This window comes from Staphylococcus sp. GDX8P54P, from assembly GCF_017893165.1.
Lineage (GTDB): Bacteria > Bacillota > Bacilli > Staphylococcales > Staphylococcaceae > Staphylococcus > Staphylococcus borealis.
In genome coordinates this window covers 36,984-58,969 of record NZ_JAESMM010000033.1, presented here as the reverse complement: position 1 = coordinate 58,969, position 21,986 = coordinate 36,984, and the positions used below count along the sequence as shown (strand labels likewise).

Annotated in this window: 24 protein-coding genes and 1 pseudogene; 2 read left to right on the top strand and 23 right to left on the bottom strand. The window is 35.9% G+C overall.

Translation table 11 applies throughout. The features are described 5' to 3' along the window. Positions 1–177 precede the first annotated feature (177 nt). From KA909_RS10825 to KA909_RS10815, 3 genes are all read right to left on the bottom strand, one after another. Complete coding sequence (locus KA909_RS10825; protein WP_193838703.1) at positions 178–714, bottom strand: VOC family protein; 537 nt, start codon at positions 712–714, stop codon at positions 178–180. Between the two features lie 38 nt (positions 715–752). Continuing rightward, entirely contained in the window at positions 753–1,418 is a 666-nt protein-coding gene (locus KA909_RS10820) for an MBL fold metallo-hydrolase (RefSeq protein WP_193838702.1), read from the bottom strand. Between the two features lie 225 nt (positions 1,419–1,643). Further along, positions 1,644–2,267, bottom strand: coding sequence for a nitroreductase family protein (locus tag KA909_RS10815; RefSeq protein ID WP_193838701.1), 624 nt, complete (start codon positions 2,265–2,267; stop codon positions 1,644–1,646). 364 nt (positions 2,268–2,631) lie between these two features. Between KA909_RS10815 and KA909_RS10810 the strand changes: the two genes are divergently transcribed. After that, positions 2,632–4,041: an amino acid permease gene (locus KA909_RS10810; protein WP_193838700.1), complete on the top strand. Its 1,410-nt coding sequence runs from the start codon at positions 2,632–2,634 to the stop codon at positions 4,039–4,041. A gap of 84 nt (positions 4,042–4,125) precedes the next feature. Here the strand turns inward: KA909_RS10810 and KA909_RS10805 are convergent, their stop codons facing one another. The 7 genes from KA909_RS10805 to KA909_RS10775 form a co-directional block, all read right to left on the bottom strand. After that, positions 4,126–4,788, bottom strand: coding sequence for an ABC transporter ATP-binding protein (locus tag KA909_RS10805; protein WP_075109084.1), 663 nt, complete (start codon positions 4,786–4,788; stop codon positions 4,126–4,128). Positions 4,789–4,800: 12 nt separating this feature from the next. Then, entirely contained in the window at positions 4,801–5,850 is a 1,050-nt protein-coding gene (locus tag KA909_RS10800; protein ID WP_107629358.1) for an ABC transporter permease, read from the bottom strand. 85 nt (positions 5,851–5,935) lie between these two features. Further along, positions 5,936–6,460 carry a dihydrofolate reductase family protein gene (locus tag KA909_RS10795; RefSeq protein WP_210130199.1) on the bottom strand — a complete coding sequence of 175 codons (525 nt, stop codon included), beginning with the start codon at positions 6,458–6,460 and terminating at the stop codon, positions 5,936–5,938. A 260-nt stretch (positions 6,461–6,720) separates the two neighbouring features. Continuing rightward, complete coding sequence (locus KA909_RS10790) at positions 6,721–7,479, bottom strand: SDR family NAD(P)-dependent oxidoreductase (RefSeq protein ID WP_210130198.1); 759 nt, start codon at positions 7,477–7,479, stop codon at positions 6,721–6,723. Between the two features lie 147 nt (positions 7,480–7,626). After that, a complete protein-coding gene (locus tag KA909_RS10785; protein ID WP_193838697.1) occupies positions 7,627–8,049 on the bottom strand; it encodes a lipocalin-like domain-containing protein in 423 nt (140 codons plus the stop codon). Positions 8,050–8,089: 40 nt separating this feature from the next. After that, positions 8,090–8,845, bottom strand: a complete 756-nt coding sequence (locus tag KA909_RS10780; protein WP_053030166.1) for a 3-hydroxybutyrate dehydrogenase — start codon at positions 8,843–8,845, stop codon at positions 8,090–8,092. 39 nt (positions 8,846–8,884) lie between these two features. Then, positions 8,885–10,201 carry a GntP family permease gene (locus tag KA909_RS10775; RefSeq protein WP_193838696.1) on the bottom strand — a complete coding sequence of 439 codons (1,317 nt, stop codon included), beginning with the start codon at positions 10,199–10,201 and terminating at the stop codon, positions 8,885–8,887. Positions 10,202–10,375: 174 nt separating this feature from the next. Here KA909_RS10775 and KA909_RS10770 point away from each other — a divergent pair, with 174 nt between their 5' ends. Beyond that, positions 10,376–11,290, top strand: a complete 915-nt coding sequence (locus tag KA909_RS10770) for a LysR family transcriptional regulator (protein WP_210130197.1) — start codon at positions 10,376–10,378, stop codon at positions 11,288–11,290. A gap of 138 nt (positions 11,291–11,428) precedes the next feature. On the opposite strand, the gene KA909_RS10765 is transcribed toward KA909_RS10770, so the two are convergent. The 13 genes and pseudogenes from KA909_RS10765 to KA909_RS10705 all read right to left on the bottom strand — a co-directional run bounded on the left by KA909_RS10765 (position 11,429) and on the right by KA909_RS10705 (position 21,848). Then, positions 11,429–12,067 (bottom strand): NAD(P)-dependent oxidoreductase, encoded by a 639-nt coding sequence (locus tag KA909_RS10765; RefSeq protein WP_193838694.1) that lies wholly within the window; start codon positions 12,065–12,067, stop codon positions 11,429–11,431. Positions 12,068–12,204: 137 nt separating this feature from the next. Then, positions 12,205–12,633, bottom strand: a complete 429-nt coding sequence (locus tag KA909_RS10760) for an Rrf2 family transcriptional regulator (protein WP_193838693.1) — start codon at positions 12,631–12,633, stop codon at positions 12,205–12,207. A gap of 156 nt (positions 12,634–12,789) precedes the next feature. Beyond that, the gene (locus KA909_RS10755) at positions 12,790–13,806 is read right to left on the bottom strand and encodes a hemolysin family protein (protein WP_210130196.1); all 1,017 of its coding nucleotides are present in this window, start codon (positions 13,804–13,806) and stop codon (positions 12,790–12,792) included. 161 nt (positions 13,807–13,967) lie between these two features. Further along, on the bottom strand, positions 13,968–14,399 hold the full coding sequence (locus tag KA909_RS10750) for a 6-pyruvoyl trahydropterin synthase family protein (protein ID WP_210130195.1): 432 nt from the start codon (positions 14,397–14,399) through the stop codon (positions 13,968–13,970). Between the two features lie 56 nt (positions 14,400–14,455). After that, positions 14,456–15,316, bottom strand: a complete 861-nt coding sequence (locus KA909_RS10745; RefSeq protein ID WP_210130194.1) for a patatin-like phospholipase family protein — start codon at positions 15,314–15,316, stop codon at positions 14,456–14,458. A gap of 21 nt (positions 15,317–15,337) precedes the next feature. After that, positions 15,338–15,796 (bottom strand): MarR family winged helix-turn-helix transcriptional regulator, encoded by a 459-nt coding sequence (locus tag KA909_RS10740; protein WP_210130193.1) that lies wholly within the window; start codon positions 15,794–15,796, stop codon positions 15,338–15,340. A gap of 338 nt (positions 15,797–16,134) precedes the next feature. Beyond that, positions 16,135–16,359 carry a DNA-dependent RNA polymerase auxiliary subunit epsilon family protein gene (locus tag KA909_RS10735; protein ID WP_053030174.1) on the bottom strand — a complete coding sequence of 75 codons (225 nt, stop codon included), beginning with the start codon at positions 16,357–16,359 and terminating at the stop codon, positions 16,135–16,137. A 159-nt stretch (positions 16,360–16,518) separates the two neighbouring features. Continuing rightward, positions 16,519–17,153 (bottom strand): annotated as a pseudogene (locus tag KA909_RS10730) (ATP-binding cassette domain-containing protein). Further along, positions 17,146–17,913 carry an ATP-binding cassette domain-containing protein gene (locus tag KA909_RS10725; protein WP_193838689.1) on the bottom strand — a complete coding sequence of 256 codons (768 nt, stop codon included), beginning with the start codon at positions 17,911–17,913 and terminating at the stop codon, positions 17,146–17,148. Before KA909_RS10725 ends, KA909_RS10730 begins: the two are co-directional and overlap by 8 nt. After that, complete coding sequence (locus KA909_RS10720; protein ID WP_019165743.1) at positions 17,880–18,647, bottom strand: ABC transporter permease; 768 nt, start codon at positions 18,645–18,647, stop codon at positions 17,880–17,882. Before KA909_RS10720 ends, KA909_RS10725 begins: the two co-directional genes overlap by 34 nt. Continuing rightward, positions 18,647–19,603 (bottom strand): ABC transporter permease, encoded by a 957-nt coding sequence (locus tag KA909_RS10715; protein WP_210130192.1) that lies wholly within the window; start codon positions 19,601–19,603, stop codon positions 18,647–18,649. Before KA909_RS10715 ends, KA909_RS10720 begins: the two co-directional genes overlap by 1 nt. Before the next feature lie 2 nt (positions 19,604–19,605). After that, a complete protein-coding gene (locus tag KA909_RS10710) occupies positions 19,606–21,159 on the bottom strand; it encodes an ABC transporter substrate-binding protein (protein ID WP_210130191.1) in 1,554 nt (517 codons plus the stop codon). Further along, positions 21,156–21,848, bottom strand: a complete 693-nt coding sequence (locus tag KA909_RS10705; protein WP_193838686.1) for a class I SAM-dependent methyltransferase — start codon at positions 21,846–21,848, stop codon at positions 21,156–21,158. The genes KA909_RS10710 and KA909_RS10705 overlap by 4 nt, the downstream gene beginning before the upstream one ends. Positions 21,849–21,986 lie beyond the last annotated feature (138 nt).

The window sequence follows — 21,986 nt, the reverse complement described above, 5'->3', positions numbered from 1 at the left end:
TAGATATTCAAAATAGTATCTATCAAACAACCCGAACTCCCCTATAACATCTAGCTCATTAAGCCCCTTGAAAGGCTTGATAAAGGCATTATACCTTAATTCAAAAGGAGAAAATACTTAAATTTTTAAATATGACAAATGTATCATATTAATGAATATTGATATATTTTTCACTAATCAATCGTCTAACTTTTTCGGCACAAAAACGGCTGCTTCGCTATCATCTGGATAGTAAAATCCATTCGGCACGGTTTGTAATTCGATTAAGCTTCCCCATGGACTTTTCACATAAACGGTACGGTTACCTTCCGTATCTTCATATTTTGTATTCGCATGAGGCTCAGATATTGGCTGTCCACCAGCACGTGTTAACTGTTTAACAGCTTCATCAAAATGTTCTGCCTCGATATAAAATGAAATATGCGTAAAACCAATATCCTGTAATGATTGCGCTTGACCTTGATGCGCATCTTTAAATTCAAACATTTCGATATTCGGTCCATTGCCAAAGACCATCATACGTTTATGAATAATGGCGGCCCCTTTTTCTAAGCCAAGTATGCGTTCAACCGTTTCTCCACCACGTGGCGCGTCGTTCTTTCGTTGACTATCATAGGCAATCTTGCCATTAAGGCCCTCCTTGAAAAAGGCTGTCGCCGCTTCGATATCAGGTACAGTCAGTCCAATATGATTAATGCCTCTATTGATATTCATATGCTATCACCCCGTTTAATAAGCTATTCATATTATGTTTACGTATTTTCACCACGACGTATACGGTCAATTATCTTTTGCACTCTATTTTGTTTATCCTCTTCATTCTCAACATAATAAATTGCATCTTCACCCTCAATCGCAACCCAAGGTACAATCGCATCAAACGCTAAATCACGAATCATTTCCAAGCTTTTAATCGATGCGTCTCGATTACTTGAACGCAATATCACAGTACGCCATTCGCCACCTTCTACACATAAAAAATCACCAGTAAACAGAAAACGATGTTCACCATTATTCCATAGAAACATGGTTGTACCAGGCGTATGTCCAGGTGTAGGAATGACTTCCAAATCATTTGCAATTGTTTCACGTTGTTCGAATTGCCCATCAATGGCCACTGTATGACGTATAGCGGCTACATCATCTCGATGAATCCAAAACGGTACATCAATCTGAGGGTGTCCACCTAGAGATTCATGCTCATGATTCATTAAAACGCGCGTCGCACCACCTAATAATTGAATATCTGAATCTGCCTCATTTAACCCAGGAGAGTGATATATGATGATATTGCCTGCTGATCGCTCTAATACAAATGATTTGATACGGTAACGTTTATCAAACGGTAAGGCTGCCTTTGTAGTTTCATATAACCCTTTTTCTATGTGTGTTAATGTCTCGAATTGTTTATTTTCCATGTGGATCACCCTTTGTGAAATTCTGTATCTTTAGCTATACCCTTTTTCTATATATTGAATATGACCATTGATGTTCACGGTCTTTATTTTAATTAAAAAGGACGAAACAGCATTCATCATGAATTTACTGTTCCGCCCCACCATGTGGATGACTGTAGCCAAAACTCGTTATCGACAGCGGTCAATGGCGTTCGCTACTGTGTCTTGTAAGATATGTTTAACGTATTATTTATAGTCGATGACACGATCAACTGGCATTCTGAATGATGTATGTGCCTCTTTAGCCTTCTTACCGATGGCAACAATCATGACAGGTACATAACGTTCTAAATCATAGCCAAATGCTTTTCCGATTTCTTCATGTTCAAAGCCACCAATTGGATTTGTATCGTAACCGTGTTGTTTTGCTACTAACATTAATTGCATAGCGGCTAAACTACTATCTACTTTCACAATATCATTCATTGATTGGCGTGTGCGATTTTTATAATTCTCTAAGACGATTGGCAACATTTGTTCTTTAACTTCTTGTGGCATGTGCCCATTAAGCACCGCTTGTTCATAAATATATTCGCCTTCTTCATAGCAATGTAAATCGCCGAATATAACAATCATTGCTGATGATGTGTCATTTTGATTCGTATTGAATTGAATCAATGGACGCAATTTCGCTTTCGCTTCGTCACTTTCAACCACAACAAAACGCCAAGGTTGCATGTTTACTGAAGATGGTGCTTTGGTTGCTTTTGCAATCATCTCATTCATTTCCTCATGCGGAATTTTATAGTCTGGGTCGAAACCTTTAACTGATCTACGACCTTCTAATATTTCATTAAAGTCATTAAGCATGATTTAGCCTACTTTCTATTCATTTTCTCTAGTTATAATTTAAATGCAAATAGCATCTATGTACAATAATATGTTTTCTGTTGTTACTATACTTTAGACTCACGTCAGTCTTCCTTAGTAACGAAAGCGCCAATGAAATCACTGATTTGATGTATCACACTGATTTCAATCCACGTATCTGCGCTTGTTAAAATAGCCCGAACATTTGAGTATCAATTGATTAAAAAATAATAAATAGGGTATCATTAATCTTAACAAAAAAATTAATTACATAATTTAATACAATTATTTAACTAATTATTAAGGGTATCTATAGTCAGTCATAACCTTAAGTCATGTATATACTCATGAAAGGACGAACATTATGGCAGATAAATTACAAAGGGAGTTAAGCAATAGGCATATACAACTGATTGCAATTGGTGGTGCGATTGGTACTGGTTTATTCTTAGGTGCCGGTGCATCCATTCATTTAGCAGGTCCATCGATTTTACTTACATACATTATCGTTGGTTTCGTATTATTTATGTTTATGCGTGCAATGGGAGAAATCTTATTATCTAATTTAGGATTTAAATCATTTGGGGATATCGCGCATCATCACATCGGCCCAATGGCAGGGTTCATGGTTGGTTGGACATATTGGCTCACTTGGATTATTTCAGGTATGGCTGAAGTAACAGCTGTCGCGAAATATGTTGAGTTTTGGTATCCAGCAATTCCGAACTGGTTAACTGTCGCATTTACAATTCTTGTACTTGTTGGCATGAACTTATTCAGCGCCAAACTATTTGGTGAACTAGAATTCTGGTTATCACTAATTAAAGTAATAACAATTATTGCGTTAATTGTTGTAGGTATTGTGATGGTTGTCTTTGCAATGAAGACTGACTACGGTACAGCAAGTGTATCGAACATTTGGCGTTATGGTGGATTCTTCCCTAACGGCATCTCTGGTTTCTTAATGGCCTTCCAAATGGCAATCTTCTCATTTATTGGTATTGAGTTAATCGGTATCACTGCAGGAGAAACTAAGAATCCATATAAAACAATCCCTCAAGCAATTAACAATGTACCTTTCCGTATATTAATATTCTATATCGGTTCATTAGCAGTTATTATGTCAGTTGTACCTTGGACTAAATTAGATCCTGCAGAAAGTCCATATGTTAAATTATTTGGTTTAGTTGGTATTCCATTTGCAGCGGGAATTATTAACTTTGTTGTATTAACAGCTGCCGCTTCATCATGTAATAGTGGTATTTTCGCTAATAGCCGTACGTTATTCGGTTTAGCCGGCAGAAAACAAGGACCGCCATTCTTACATAAAACGAATAAACATGGTGTCCCATATTACGCTATCTTATTAACGTGTGGTTTATTAAGTATTGCGATTATCTTAAACGCTATATTTAAAGACGCTACGAAAGTATTCGTTCAAATCACAACGTTCTCAACAGTACTTAATATTATGATTTGGACTTGTATTATGATTGCTTATCTAGGTTTCGTGAAAAGAAACCCAGAATTACACAATGAGAGTTCATTTAAAATGCCAGGTGGCAAATATATGGCGTATGCGATTCTTGTCTTCTTCGCATTTATCTTTATTGTTTTACTGATCAATAGTAGTACACGTTATGCTGTACTCTTTGCACCAGTTTGGGGAATTGTACTGGTAATTATGTATCAAAAATATAAAAAAGAATCTGAAAAAGCGACCATCGCGATGGAAGATGAAACTGATTTAGAGAGAGAATTACAAGATAAATAGATGTTGATTAAAGTTATCTCAACCTATTATAAACACCCTCCAAGTAGGAGCACTTAAAGCCTACTCGGAGGGTGTTTCATTTATTTATTTTTCTTTTAGACGTCCGTCTTCCATATGAAAGACTTTATCACAGAATTTAGTTAAACGTTCGTCATGAGTAACGATGATACACGTTTTATGACGTTGTTTAGATTGTTCTTTTAAGATTTCCATAACTGCCATTGCATTTTCCGTATCAAGTGATGCAGTTGGCTCATCGGCTAAAATAATTGATGGTTGCGTATAAATCGCCTTAGCTATGGCGACACGTTGTTTTTGTCCTCCTGACACCTCAGAAGGTAATTTATTTTCAATTTCTTTTAAGCCTAAATCATTCAACAACTTATCGTATTCTTCTGTACTTAAGACATCTTTTTTATAACTTTTCAATAAATGGAATTGTTGCTTGATTGTTAAGAATGGGACTAAATTGGTCGCTTGTAGAATAAAACCAATTTCCTTCATTCTCATTTTAGCTAATTGTTTCTGACTCATTTGCGAAATTTTCTTATCATTGATATAAATTTCACCCGATGTTGGTGTTTGTAACGCACCAGCCATTGTTAAAAACGTACTCTTACCAGAACCGGAAGGGCCGACAATGGCTATCAGTTCACCTTTTTCAAAAGATAACGATGTTGGTTTAACTGCTTCAATGATATGATTCCCATCTTGAAATTCTTTTGTTACTTCATCAAATTTTAACATAGTGGCACCTCCTTATCCGATTGCTTTGAGTGGATCGATTTTGCGAATAGATAGTACTGAGAATAAGCTACCAACAAGTGACGTTAATATTAAGACGATACCAAAGATAATGAGTGTACCAATATTAAATTGGACAGGTACCGCTTCAGGTAAGACTAGACTTGTCAGTAATGTGAGTATTAAACCAATTAGCGTTCCGATTAAGGCTAATATAAAGGTTTGTGCTAATACCATCTTCATTAAGAAGCCATTTGTAAATCCTTGTGCCTTTAACACACCGAATAAATTCTTTTTCTGTAGTGTAATCACGTATAAGAATACGCCGATGACTGTAGCAGAAATAACAAATAAGAATGTAATCATGAAGTTCATTGTTAAGTTTTGTGGTTTATAGCCTGGTAGGTTTTCTACAAAGTCATCGATACCTATAACCTCTAAATCACTATCAACCTTTTTATCTTTCCAATTACTATCTTTGACGACTACAGCATTGGTTTTATCTGATGATAATGCTGGATTGATTTTTTCCATCGTTTTATTATTCGCAAAAATAACTGGAGAAGCGTTATATTTAGCACTTTCTGATACCCCTACGATATGTAATTTCTCATCAGATTGAGATAACTTGATCGTATCACCAATATTGAACCCCTTATCTTTCAATGATTGATCAATGACGACATCATTATCTTTATCAAATGTTTTGCCTTCCTCAATCTTTGGAATCAAAAATGAATTTGACGTTACACCAAAGAGTAGCGCATTCTCTTCACTATCCCCATTTGATGCTATAACGCCCATTTGTTTCAAAGGCGCCTCTTCTTTAAATTTGCCTTCAACGTCTGATGTTTTTATGACTGATTGTTGCACAGTTTGGTTAGCATCTTTATTTAAGACAATCGCATCTGCCTTCCACTTCTTGATGCCTTCTGTATTCATATTAATTAAACCACTCGCTAGGCCGGATAATAAAAAGAGTAAGTAACTAATTAATACAAGAATACCTATAATTAATCCAAATTTCAGCTTATTCCGTTTAATTTCGTTCCATGCAAGAAACATATCGTTCCCCTCCTTTATGCATATTATTAACAAGTATAGCAATACTTATAATAAGAATTACAATAAATTGATTTAAATTTTTTTATTATTTGTAATTAATGTCATAATTTAATTCTACAAATTGGTTATATTGCGTCACATCACGCAACGTTAAATAAACGTTATCCTTAATATCATTGAACAAACTGATACCTTGACCTAATAAGTTAGGTGCTAGCGTTAAGCGCATTGATGTTAGAATATTTAAATTCACTAACTCAGAAATTAAGGCTCCGCCACCTACAATCCAAACCAGTGCGTCATTATTAAATTGCGTAAACAATTGTTTTAGGTCTCCACTATAAAATTCAATATCCCAGTCTATCGTAACGTGTTGCGTACTAATTACGATGACGCGTTTACCTTCATATGGATTTGTCTTAACGCCATTATCGAGTAACCACCTAAATGTATTCCCACCCATGATCACAACATCGACACTGTCATAAAATTGAGCATAACCATTATCCCCTTCGCCTTCGACCTCTTCTAGAAATTGAACACTTTCATATTGATCCGCTATATAACCATCGATAGATACACCTAAATAGGCACAAATATTTGCTGACATCGTTATCCACTCACTTTTCTCTATAATATAGTTTGAACCTAACTATACCGATAATGGCTTATAATATAAAGACAAAGGCAAAAGGAGTGAGACAGAATTTTCTTAAATTCGTCGTCCCACTCCTGCAAGGATGACTAGAACTGAGAAAAGCTTGATAAAAGCGCCTTCTTAGTTCAGTCAGCTACTGCAAATTTGCAAAGTAGCATTATTATATTTTTATGTCCTAGACTCATTACAACTAAATCTTATAAATATGAGTACTAATGTGCTGTTTGACCACCGTCAACAAGGTAAACTTGTGCTGTCATGAATTTTGCTGAATCAGATGATAAGAATAATACGATGTCAGCAATATCATCAGGTTGTGCTGCTTTTGCCATTGGTACACCTGAAATCATTTGTTGCCATTTTTCATCATCATCTTTCCAAGCTTTCGTCATTTCTGTTTCAGTTAAGCCAGGTGCAACAGCATTGATACGTACGCCATCTGTTGCATGGTCAAAACCTGCTGATTTTGTCATTCTGACAACTGCATGTTTTGCAGCAATGTAAGGTCCCATTTGAGGGTCAGCAATTAATCCGGCAACTGATGCAGTATTAACAATTGTGCCGCCACCACTTTTAAGCATGCTTTCTAATTCATATTTCATTGATAAGAATACGCCTTTGACGTCAACATTCATCACTTTATCGAATGTTTCAGGGTCAAGATCAGCGAATTTTTTCGGTTGATTTAAAATACCTGCATTATTAAATGCGTGATCCAAACTACCAAATTCATCAAGTGCTTTTTGCATCAATGCGCGTACCTGTTCTGGATCAGAAACGTCTGTTTTCACGAATACTGCATGACCACCATTATCATTGATGTCTTGTGCTGTTTGTTGCGCACGTTCATCGACATCTCCGATAACGATGTTAGCTTTCTCTTGAGCAAATTTTAATGCTGTAGCTTTCCCAATTCCTGATGCTGCGCCTGTGATAACAACTGTTTTCCCTTCGAACTCATTGTATCTCATATTTAACATCTCCCTTTGATTTATCTCTGTATACGATGTGCAAAGAACCATTATTGAAAGCTATGCATCACATTGACTCACGCATATCGCTTTCACAACATGTCTACCTTTAAAATGCACGCTTTAATCATTTCGTGAAAAGTATTTTTATTGCACACGTTGCCAAACTAATTTTTGGTTAGGCACATTGCCGTTTACAATGCTAAGTGTATCGCCTTCTAATTCAAATAAACGTGGTTGTGTATCGCCTAACCAAGTTGGATTCATACTCACTTCCATTGTGTGGTACACTGTTGAATTTTCTTCGTCTAATTCAAAACGACCTGAATATGCAACGTAACCATGTGCTGCTTCAGCCATTTCATCTTGTGTACCTGTGTGTAAGTCACCTGATTCATAAGCTTGACGTCCTTGTTGCATTAATTGTGCTGACATATAACCATCTGGATTATACATAATGAATCCTGTTGCATCTTTACCTAGTGGAAAGAAGATGTTGCCATCTTTATCTTCATCTTGATATCTAACTAATTTCCAAGTTCCGATTAATTGTTCTTTAAGTTCTGCCATTTTAAATACATCCTTTCTTAATTTTTTTAATAATTGATGATTATGCGTTTGAACCGCCAGATACACTGATTGTTTCACCAGTAATCGCTGTAGCACCTTCAGAAGCTAAGAATACAACTGTTGCTGCAATCTCTGAAGGTTCTAATAAACGGTTCATAGGCATTTTACCTGTAATATATTTTTCCATTGCTTCTTGTTCTGTTGAACCATCTTGTTTTGCAAGGTGTGCTAATTGGTTCTCAATTAATGACGTACGCACAGGTCCAGGCAACACAGCATTTGCTGTAATACCGTCTTTAACTGTTTCAAGCGCAACTGTTTTAGTGAAACCAATTTGTGCAAATTTAGAAGCAACATAAGCTGATTTAAATGGATCCGCCATTTCACCGTGTGCTGATGAAATTGTTACAATACGTCCACTTTGTTGTTGTTTCATTGAAGGTAACACGTGTTTAGTCATTAAGAATGTACCTGTTTGGATAACACCAATGACTTTGTTCCATTGATCTAATGGGAAATCTTCAACTTTATCGATGTGCTGAATACCTGCATTATTAACTAATACATCAACCGCACCATATTGATTATTCACGTCTTTAATTGCTTGTGACACTTCATCTTCGTTTGTAATATCTACTTTGTATGCAACGCCATTGTTTAATTCATTCGCTGCTTTGTCTGCCGCTTCTTGGTTCATATCAAAGATGAACACACGATCCTGTTCTTTATCAAATGCTTGCGCAATTGCAAATCCTATTCCTTGTGCTGAACCTGTTACGATTACATTTCTTGTCATAATGAATTACCTCCTATAAGTGTTTGGTGCTGCCTTTTCCTAAAAAATAATGACGCCTAATAATATGACGATCAGCGCTAAAAGGTTGGCACCGGTATTTGTAATGAATAAATATTTAAAGCCGTTTTTATGTGTTAAACCAGTAATTGCAAAGAATGTTAATACAACGCCTGTGTGAGGCATTACTGTAAATATTGATGATGACATCGCTGCAACTCTGTGAATCACTTCAGGATCAATGCCCATATCAACATAGTGTTGACCAAATGCTTGTAACACAATGCCGAGTGAACCTGATGCTGAACCTGTAATCACACCAAATAGTGCTGATGCAACAGCTAAACTAATTAATGGATTACCCGGAATATTTAATATTAATGAGCGAATCGTTTCGAATCCTGGTGCTAATGTAATAACCGTACCGAATGCAATTGCTGAGCCGGTAAGGAACATTGGCATTAATGAATTAGATGCACCTTCATTGAGCACTTGTCTTTTAACTGGAATGTATTTAAAGAATAGAAGTGCTGAAAGTATAATCGCTGTCGTTAAACTGATCAGTATAATATTGGAAATACCCATTGCACTACCAACGATATTCATCACAATAAGCACGACAATTGGTAATATACTTAATAGAAAATGCGGTGTCTGTTCCTTCTTGTCAAATTGCATATCCTTGATATTATAGTCTGCAAAAGATTCACCTTTTGCGATACTTTTATTTAACGCATGTTTCATATACCAAAGACCAAATACAATTGCGACAATCGCTCCTACAATACCTAATATCGGTGCTGCTGTTAACGTTGTGCCTAAATACTTAGTTGGTACAACATTCTGTACTGAAGGTGTACCGGGTAGCATAGTCATGGTAAATGTACCCAAACCAAGCATAACTGGAATACCGATTAAGTTCCAAGCTAAGTCCATCTCTTTGAAAAGTGGTTTCGCTAATGGAATTAATACAAATACAACGACGTAAAGACTAATACCACCATATGTTAAGATTGCTGTAATAATGAATATGGCAACTAAAATAGCATATGGACTATTCGTTCCTGTTTTTGACACAATCTTTTCAGCGATAGATTGTGCTGCGCCACTGTCGTCCATAAATTTTGCTAATAATGAACCAAGTATAAAAACGCCAAAGAAGCTAACGATAAAATCTGCTAACCCAGTCATATATGACGCTTTCGTACCAATTAATGAGTCGAAAAATGGTAAATTATTCGTCAAAATGACTATAATAGATGCCAAAGGACCTATAACTAAAATAGAATAGTTCTTGTCTGACATATATATAATGAAAAGAATTGCTAATACAATCCCTATCGTTCCAATCATGTCCATCATGTCACCCCCAAAGGTATGAAATTAACAATACGCATTCTGGAAAATGTGTCTGTTTTATGTCTAAATCTATTATCTGACCTTATAGCCTAAATGTAAAAGACGTATTTAACTATCAAATGCATAACTAAAAAGTTATAGCCATATATAGCACGATGAAAGGCGGTCATCTACATGACTTATAAAAATAAAATTCAATATTTAGAAGCTATTCAACGTTATGGCAGTATTTCACATGCAGCGAAACATCTTTATATATCTCAACCCTATTTAAGTCGTTATATTAAAGAAGTTGAGAATGACTTAGGCGTTACTTTGATTAATCGCGACAGTAATCCTTTAGAACTCACTTATTCAGCTGAACGATTTCTAGATTATTTACACGACATTGAGGATATCGACACGCAAATGCGCGATGAGTTACAGACGATTTCTAATTTGAAAAAGGGACGCATCCGTATAGGTGTAAATCCAATTTTAGCTACACATACGCTTTATAGTATCTTGCCAAAGTTTATCGAGCATTATCCTGGCGTCGAGATTGAATTGGTAGAAGAAGTGGCACATCGAATCGAACAAATTGTTTCCGATCAGAAAGTGGATATCGGTGTAACGATTTTACCGTTGTACACTGAGGATTTATCTTATGATATTTTGTATACCGAAAATGTCTATTTAGCGTTACCGCCTGGGCATGACCTTATCGACCAAGCAAAAGCCCATGCAGATGATGGTAAATTCCCATTTCATTTATTGCATAATGAAAAATTCATCTTACTAAAGCCTGAAATGACGTTACGTCAATTAACCAATCAAATCTTAAACGATTATCATGTCGTACCTGACGTAATGATGGAAACGGTGAGTGTAGAGAACGCGCTTCGTCTCGTAAATGAAGGTATTGCTATCACATTTGTCCCTAAAAGCGTTAAAGATATGACATCTGATCGTTTTAATGGTGCGTTTGTCCAGTTGAACCCGCATCATTATTACAATCAAGTCGTGTTAGCATATAAAGAAAATGATAAAAAACGATTATCCAGAGCAGCTAAGACCTTTATCCAAATGGCGAAATCCGGAATGAAATAAGATATACATTAAAAACAATCGTATTAGCCATAGAAAACGGGCGTGGAACAATGAATCATAAAGCATTCTGTTCCACGCCCTTTGTATATTTATACTCAGACAATATATCCACTAGTCTTAAATGGCTCGTTTAATCAATTATGCTTGTTCGCCAACAACAGTAAAACGTTCATTAATGTGGGCTGCATTTTCAGCTTCATCTACAATCGCAATCGCATAATCTGCATAGCTAATGTAACTATTACCTTGACTATTCACTAATAATTGATCTTTACCTGATGTATATGATCCTGTGCGTTTACCTTCCGCATCAAATTCTGCAGATGGACTTACAAATGTCCAAGTGATACCTTCTGCATCCTTAAGGTCTTGAAGGTTGCGTCCTTGACCTTTAGCTGTCGGTTTAACAACATCTGGAAAATCTGGTGTATCAACGACACGAGTTGTTTGTGCCTCATCCACAAATAGACTTCCCGCACCTCCAACAATAATCGCTCTTGTATCTACATCTTTTAATAATGCAATTAACGCACGTCCTGCTTCAACATGGGCTTCTTCCTCGCCGAGTGGTGCGCCAAACGCATTAACAACGACATCAAGATCTTTAATATCCTCTGTTGTTAAATTAAAAATATCTTTTTCAATCACTTTGACATCTGAGTGATTTAATTTCGCCGCATTTCTGACGATGGCCGTCACTTCATGACCACGACGTGTTGCTTCTTGTAATACTTTAGTTCCTACTTTACCTGTTGCTCCGATAATGCCAATTTTCATTATTTATTCCTCCACTTATTTGTATTTATAGTGATTTCAATGGTGATATGCGTCAATTAGGTCGTTATAGTGAATTGGTATTGTTGCTTTTGTCTTGTAACCATTTTAGTTACAAGTTGGATATAACGGATGACGATTTATCCGTTTTGTTGCAAGATACCTGAAACGATATCCTCCATCGTAACATTTGCCAAGACACCTTCCATCGCATCTTGTGCGCGTAAGAGAATGATTTCAAGTACGCTTTGAATATTAGCACCTACAACACAATTCATATTCGTGTCTTCATGCATTTGGAATAATTCGCCTTCTTCTACTACTTCCACCGCTTGATATACATCAAGTAATGTAATGTCCGTTAAAGGTTTCAACAATTGAATACCGCCACTACCTTGCTGTGTTTCAATTAAGTTCGCTTGTTTTAATTTACTAACTAACCTTCTAATGACGACAGCATTTGTATTCACACTGCTGGCAATCCAAGAAGACGTTAATGGTTGCGACTGTTCTAGTTTGACTAACGCTAAAATGTGCACAGCCACAGTAAAACGACTACTAATTTTCAATCTTCTCACCTCATGTAACCATTATAGTTACAAGTTGAGTTAAATGTCAATTTTTTAAATCGATTCATAAAAAAAAGCCCTATCATTCAGACTTTCAAATCTCAATGATAGGGTCAATATAAGCAATTACATTAATTATATAAGACTATGTTCACATTAATTATATTCATCTTCAATATCGCCTACGATTTCTTCCAGAATATTCTCTAAAGTAATGATTCCTTTGAAATCAGCATCGTCATAAACTGCGGCAATATGAACTTTTTTCTTCTTCATTATTTCCAAGATATGCTTCAATGGCGTATCCGGTTTAATATTGATAATTGGATTAACAAATGTCTCTAGCTTAGATGGCTGATCCACGTTAAATAGTGATTTGGAATGGATAAAACCAACGATTTGATCATCTTTAACAGCTGGATATCTCGTAAACGCATCTACTTTAATTTGTTGAATCGCATCATCAAAATGCGTATTTAAATTGAGTGTTTTAACATGTGCTTGATCGATCATAATATCTTTTGCGACTAAATTATCGAATTTAAATGCTTGATTGATATGGTGTAATTCACTGTCATTAATTTCGCCACCTTCATGGCTATCTTGAATTAATTGTTTCAATTCTTCTTCAGAGTGGAATACTTCACTTTCTTTAGCTGGTTTCATGTTGAACATTTTCAAGATTAATCGTGCTGCACCATTTAATATCCAAATAAATGGATACATTATTTTATAGAAAAAGATAATCGGCTTTGCAAAGAGTAATGTAATATACTCTGCTTTTTGAATCGCAATGGTCTTAGGCGCCATCTCACCTACAACTACGTGTAAAAATGTCGCGATGACAAATGCACCACCAATTGTAAATGGATGTATCCACGCTTCAGGGATACCGATACTACTGAATAACGGATGTAGAATAAATTCAAATGTTGATTCCCCAACCATACCAATACCTAGTGCAGTAATGGTAATACCTAATTGACAGGCAGCTAAATATTCATCAAGATGATCGACAACTTTTTTAGCAGCGATTGCCTTCTTCTCTCCTGCATTAGACAATTGCGCAATTCTTGTTTCTCTGACTTTCACGATAGCAAACTCTTTTGCAACGAAAAAAGCCGTTAGGACTAATAATAATATAAAAGTAATAAGACTAAATGTGGTCCCCAAATATGTTCCTCCAAAATAAAAAATTGTAGACTTTCTACTATACTAATTATATCAATGTTTTATATATAATCAAAATATTTAAATTTTAAATACTAATATAAATAGCACTTAATTGAAAATACATCCTTGAGAACCATACTTTTATAGTGTTCAATTGTATATTACGGCTTCATTGTTGTACGATTTAGACTCACCCCATGGCGGTCAGTCTCAAATAATTGTAATTCATACATATCATTTTGTTCTGGAAGATATTGTTCAAATTCATCCCAAATCCACATCGCAATATTTTCAGCAGTCGTGTTCATATCCGGTAACGTCTCATTGATGAGTTGATGATTTAATTTTGGTTCAATCACTTTGCTATAAATCGCATCTATATCATTAAAATCTAATCCCAAACCATAATCTCCAATTGGCGAAAGTACGTTTACATACAAGCGATATGAATGATTATGTAAATCTCGATAGATCGTTTCACTAAAATAAATTCGATTATCACAGACGAAATCATATTGTTGCTTTAATATGGTTTGTCCTTCTTTATATTTAAACTGCTTTGGTGGTCGAACATGATCGAAACGGTTAGACATGTTTGCGTTCCCCCTTTTATATCTATTTTCTTCATTGCTTTGGAAGCCAATCAGGCTTATTCATTCCAGAAGCTTCGTATCATCTCTACATCTTCAAGGGCCTGTGCTTCCCCCGCTTTAAAAATGTCAGGTCTAATAGCTGGATTAACAGTATTGCCACCGAGTTCATTTAATTTATCGAACACTGCTTTACTTGGTGTAATTAATTTAACTTCTGAACCACTTTCTTCGAGTGCTTTCATCGCATCTTCAAGTTTGTATGGTGTTGATACAGGAAGATTTGTCGCAAAGATAAGTACTTTTTTAGCACCTTTAGCTAAATCGGCATTCTCCATAGAATGACAACCACCATCAAAATGTTTCTCACCATTAATTGTTGTTGCCGGCCACACACCGGGTAATGAACCACTTGAGGCCATTGCTCTATGCAAGTCGACTTGACTATCTGAAGTTAAAGCAACACGCGCTGCTTTATTCGCATTTACTGCCGTAATCATCAGATTTTCAGGCCAATTGGATACTTTAATTCTATTTTGTAATCGATTAATATGGACGCTTTCATTAAATTTGTGATCCTCTAATGCATAGACACTATAATTTTCAATCCATTCTTTTGGTGTGTTTGCACTATTTTTTATTTGAGCATATCTGGCAAAAATATCAGACATGTCGTCTACTGGTGGCGCTTCATTGGCTTTTGGCGCAATTTGTTGTTCATAAATCTCGTCCCAACTCTGTTCAGATGTTAAACTCGTACCAGCTTGAGCACCTCCAGAGGTACCAATGACTAAATCTGCGTGTCTCACATCGATATTTGCTTTAGAAAGGACTGAAAGATATCCTAATTCCCAACCTATCGCAAGTGATCCACCGCCACCTAATACAATTGCATGTTCCATATTGTCTTTATTAATCATGATATATACTCCTTGATTCATTTAATTTTTATAATATTTGTCTGCATTTAGCGACATTTTCTTTAAGACATCGAAAGCGATTGCTTTCTCTTGAGCATCAATACCCTCGGAAATCATTAATTCCCATTTACTTAAAATGTCCCAACTTATTTCTTTAAATGCCATTGCTTTAGGCGTAAGAAATAAATTATACGCTCTTTTATCGTCTTGATTACGCGCTCTTGTAATATAACCCTTTTCTTCCAAATACTTAATTGCTCGATTCACACTTGCTTTATCTACACCGATGTCTTCAACAATGGTTTCTTGTCTTATACCATTCTCAATATAGAGTGCAACTAAACACATCACCTGGATATAGTTCATTCCGTATGGCTTTAACTGCTCTGTAATATAAATATTGCCTCGTCTATATATTTTCGATGATAATTTTCCAATAAATTTAATATCACGATACTCAAATTCTTTATCGTTTCGCATTGCCTCACCTCACATAGTTGACCTATCAACTATTTAACTGTATAACGTATTGGTTGACTTGTCAACTAAATAGATAATGCACACTTGTTTCATTTTAAAAAAAGGGAATGGGACAGAATTCTTTTAAATTCTTCGTCCCACTCCCAGCTTGCTTTGCTTGTAGAATTTCTTGATGAAATTCTCTTTGCTGGGGCCCCGACCCCCGCAAGGATGACTAAAACTGAGAAAAGCTTTGTTAAAGCGCCTTCTCAGTTCAGTCAGCTACTGCGAATTTGCAAAATAGCTTCATTATATTATTTATGTCCCGGACTCTTCTAATGATTCACAGTAACGGACGATTAATCTAAATAATTTTCAGCATGTTCAAGTCCGAAGTGTTCATTTTTTTCTTTTTCTTTTTCATACGCTTCTTGAGAGATTTTAGTAATACTCTCAACTGCATAACTTACTTTTTTCGCAAATTGCTCAACTTCTTCTTCATTTTTAGCTAATACAAAGACCGTTAAGATATTATCATCTACGATATCTTTGTAATGTTGGTAACGTAATTTATATATATTCATGTGACAATCCCCCTATAAAAGTTAAAAACCTTATGCCGTTTCATTTTTCATGAAAGGTTTAATTAGTAAAATATGCCCTGTTTTAAATAGTTTCAAACTTCTTTATTGTTTACGATTTAAAACAGGCTGAGGGAGGTGACGTGTGACTATATTTCAACGCTACTGATTCCATTGTTTGAGCGGTAATTGAATACCGTTAAATCGGCTTAAGACATATGCATCATGTGAAATAATGATTAATTGCGTCGTCTTTAAAGACATTAGCATTTGAGTATCGCTTCTTCATTAATGACATCTAAGTTGGTTGTAGCTTCATCCAATATGAGGATCTCTGGTTCTAATATTAAAGCTTTAGCTATCCAAACGCGTTGAAATTGACCACCACTTAACGTCGATACTTTCTGCTTAAGTATATCGTGTGGTAAGTTACACTGTTCAAGCACTGCTTCAATACTTGATGTATAACGCTGTTTGTCTACCTTGTAATTCTTAAGTGGTTCTAATAGTGTAGCTAACACCGTTTTACGCTGATTTAAGGTATCACGTTGATATTGAGGTACATATTGGATGTGCTTCATCCACTCTTTAGACGTATAAGATTCACGTAAGCGCCCATTAAGATATAATTTGCCCTGATAGTCCGTATCTAAGCCAGCGATAATCTTGGCTAACGTAGATTTACCACAACCACTCTCACCACTTATGAGTAAGTGCTGGTCATTCATTGTACATGATATCTCTTTAAATATCAGTTGCGTATCTATATATTTGGTTAATCTCTCTATTTTAAGCATAAGGTTGTCTCCGATGTGCAATCGCAATTAATTTTTCCGTGTAACTATGTGTCGGCTTAGTTAAGATTGACGCCGCCTCACCACTTTCTATCAATTGACCTTGCTGCATAATACTAATATGCGTGGCAAAATCTTTCACTAAGTTAATATCGTGTGTGATAAAAACGATGGTCATTTGGTAGCGTTCTTGTGCCTTAAGAAGGTAATGCATAAACTTTTTAACATTGTCTTGATCAAGTGCACTCGTCGGTTCATCTAAAAATAAGTAGTCCGGACGTCTAATTAATGACATTATAAAGGCGACACGTTGTGCCATACCTCCACTAAGTTCAAAAGGATAACGCTCAAGTAATTGTTCCCCTTGTCTTAAGCCAAGTAATTGCATCATCTGTAAGACATCATCCTTAATACGCTGTTTTGTCAGATGTGTGCGATTGGCTTCATAAATGTATTGGAAATGCTTAGCTAATGTTATATTTTGAAACATATTACTTTGAACATCTTGAAACACTGCATCTGTTTTAGTTAAATCGATGTCAATATCTCCTTGATAACTTAATTGTGGCCGCTTCATTCCAAGTATTGTTCTTGTTAACAGTGATTTTCCACTGCCACTTTCACCTATAATGCAATGAAATGCACCTTTAGTTACTGTCAAATCAACATCTTTTAACAATACTTTCTCTTGATTTAAAATCGATAATTGATTGACGTTGACTACCGTATTTACTGCGTTATTTTTTTGTTGATGATTTGACATAATAAGGCGAAACCTCCTAACAATACACCAGGGAAGAAGAAGAGCCACGGTGCGCCGTTGAAATAACTTTTCCCATCAAAAAGAATGGTTCCTAACTCAGGCGTCGGCGGTTTAATACCTAGTCCTAGAAAGGCAAGGCCAGATATACTGAGCATCATTTTGCCAAAGTCAGCCGTTACCAAAGCGAATATATTACTTAATAAATGTGGAATCACATGTGTTACTGTCGTTTTGAATGTTGAGTTCCCACTCAATCGTGCATATTGAACAAATGGACGTTTTTGAATATCTCGCGTTAAATTTCTGAAGTAACGTAAATAACGTCCTATCCATCCAATCGTTAAAGCAAGTATTAAACCTATCATGGAGTTACTTACTAAACTTAAAATGACTAATGCGATAATAAATGACGGAATAGCCAACAACATATCAGCAACAAACATAATGATTTGATCTAACCATCGTCTTTCTATGCCTGCAATTAAGCCAAAGATAAGTCCCATACAAACACTTAATAGAATCACTATACCTGTCAAACTCAATGTGACAAGACTACCGACAATCAGTCTTACTAAGAAGTCTCTGCCTAATTGATCGGTACCCAACCAATGTTGTCCATTAGGTGACTCAAGTGGGTTCAAATGTTGCGTGTCTTGCATTAAACCATACGTCACTAATACAACTATCAAACTTAATAGTGAACCTATTGCGATGTACGTTTGATATTTTTTCATCACATCGCACCTCTTTTCTCATTGCCTGACTGCTGGGTATGACGTCGTCGAAGTCTAGGTTCATTCTTCAAGATAATCACATCGCCTAAATAATTCATTAGCATAATAAAGACGATGATAAAGATGACAATGCCCTGAATTAGTGGATAATCTCGTTGGTTAATAGCATTAATCAACAATTTACCTATTCCAGACATGCTGAAGATGACTTCAAGTATTACGGCTTTTCCAATTAAATGAATGACACTGTTAATTGAAATGGTCATTAGTGGTGCAAATATCTCTTTAATTTGTACGATGATACGCGCTTTTAATGAGAAATGTCTTAACTGCGCAAGTTGATACGCATCTTGATCTAACGTTTGCGCAATCAGATGCGCTGTCATCAATAAGATATGACACCCTTCTATAACAACAATTGTGAAGATGGGCAGCACAAAGTGTTGCCATGAATCACTACCTACAAATGGTAACAATTGCCAACGTACGCCTAAATAATAAATGAATAAAATAGCTAACCAGTATTCTGGCATTGAGGTCATCACTTGGGCGAATCCACGAATTCCATTAGCATAACGTGTATGCGGACGCGTCCCAACGAAGTAACCAACAATATAGCCAAATGGCAACATGATACAACTAGAGACAATGATTAGCACAAGCGTCGGCATGATGGCTTCCATTATCATAGCGGTAACCGGTTCGTTGGTACTAAAGCTGTATCCTAAGTTGCCCGTAAGTGCATGTCCAACCCAATCGATATATCTTAGTAACACATGTTGTCCTAAGCCAAGTTGATGTTGTGCCGCTTCAATATTGTCTTGCGTAATCGATGTATAACCATGACGTTGTAGATACAGAATCGCTGGATTACCAGATGTCTTCTCAACTAAAATGAAGATAATAAACGAACTTACGATTAAATAAAGTATGAATTTAATTGTACGTTTGAGCATTGTTATTCATTAACTTTCAACACTTTATAATCAATTGGTGCATCCGTAAGTCCAGAGAATTTGAATTGTTTTACTTTATCACTCACTACAAACGTCTCATTTGGATAAGCAATTGGCACACCATAGTATTGTTGATTAAAGTGTTTAAATATGTCATCAAACGAACACTGTTGGTCTTCTTTTGATACGGTTGATGGGAAATCGTCTAGCTGTTGCGTTAATGTTTCATCATCAGCTAACACCCCTGGTTGACCATCATTATTTTTAAACACTGAACTCATAAAGTTGTAAGGCATTAATGCATCTGAATATGTTCTATAGAAAATCAAATCATAGTCTTTTTTCGTCCATAATGTATCATAGTATGATTGTGAATCTAACGTCTTCACATTTAACTTAATACCGGCTTGTTTAAGCTGACGTTGCACTTTTTCTGCTTTATCTTTCCAACTTGGGAACTCTGCAGTTTGAATGACTAAGTTAAATGATAAAGGTTTGCCATTCTTTTCAAAGATGCCGTCATCGTTTTTATGATAGCCTTCTGATTTAAGTAATCTTTCAGCCGCTTTCATATCATAATCGTGTGGCTGTTGATTATCTTTAGTCACAAATTGTACGTTCTTCTGGAACAAACCATTTACCGATTTGCCCGCAATGTCTTTCGCATCGATGCTCTTACTTATCGCTTCACGAATTGCGCGATGATTTAATACATCATTTTTAGGGTTAAATGCCATAAAGTGACTTACTGTGCTAGGTCTATCTTCAATCGTTAAGTTCTTATTTTTCTTATCTTGTTTGATTTGTTCATCTGAGAGCATACCTAAAGCACCACCAGAAATATCTACAGAACCACTTTGTACTGCAGAATTTCTTGAGTCCCCATCTTCAATCGTTTGGAATGCAAGATGATAATTGACTGGGTGACCATTGTCGAAATATTTATTTGGCTTCATTGTCGTTTTTTCTTTACCAGTTTTATCAACAACAAATGCACCTGTTCCAATCGCTTTTTCAAATTTACCGTTTACTTTACCATCTTCTACTGAATGTGGACTCATAATACGCAACGGTCTCACTTGTGTTAATTCATTTAACACTTGATTTGATGGAGATTTCAATCTAATTTGGACCACGTGATCATTTTTAACAACGACCTTATCTAATTTTTTTAACGTTTCTACAGTCGTATCTTTATTCATCGCTTTCGCACGATCAATTGAGAATTTCACGGCCTTAGCATCTAATGCTGAACCATCTGAGAATTTAACGTTCTTTTTCAAATGGAATTCATAAACTTTCCCTGATTCATCCACGCGCCATTTATCTGCTAAACCTGCTTTAACGCCCTTATCTTTGTCGTATTTAACTAATGCATCATACACTGCACTATAAACGGGCATCGCTGCATCATAGCCTTGCGCGTCAAGTTTATCCGCCTTTGCTTCGGTAGGTAGCGATACCGTAACATCTTTATCTTCTTTTTGACCATTGCCACAACCTGCTAATAAGAGCGTAGCACTTGCTGCTACTGTCATTAATATACGTTTCTTCATTTCTCAGTACCTTCTTTCACTCTTGCTTTGATTAAAAATGATTCTTCATATAATGTTTGTAAATAATCATTTGGTGATAAATAAAAATCGCTATAATGTGTTAAATCAATGACGTCAGGTACAGGCTCTTTCATCACTGCAACTTCAAATCCTGCATCCACAAAGCTATCAACGATATGTTTTAGAGAGTGATTTTGAGACGGTGTGGCACCATATTGATTAATCGTATCATCCATAAACTGACGACTCGGGTTATGAGTTAAATCCGCGAATGAAGCGTAATAAACGCCACCTGGTTTCAATACCTCTTTTAAATCTTTCGCATGTTGCGGAATATCCTCTATTAAGTACAAGACAGACGTACTTACAGCCGTATCAAATAGGTGCTTCGTTTCTTGTGGTTTATCTGTTAAATAGTATGTAAGTGGACGTTGTCCTTTTAATGTCTCTGCCTTTTCCAAAGATAAACGTGCTAAATCGATGCCAACACCTTCTTTAAACGGAGTTGTATCGTATAATTGTCGTAAAAATCCGCCTTGATTACATCCCACATCTAAAATCGTTTTCCCTTCGATGTCAGATGTATCAAGCATTTCTATCGTTCTCTCCCAAGCTTCTTGATGGTCTCGTGCCATATCATCATCTGATTCTTGACCTTTTTGCCACCAAACGTCATAAGTCTTAGTCATTTCATTCTCCTCGCTTACTTCAAATCGTAATAATTACGTTTTAAATAGTACTACACTATGTACATTTACACAATAAGAATTTTTTAAAGTCATGAATGAACGCAAAAAAATAAGCTATGGGCGCGGGACATTGATCGA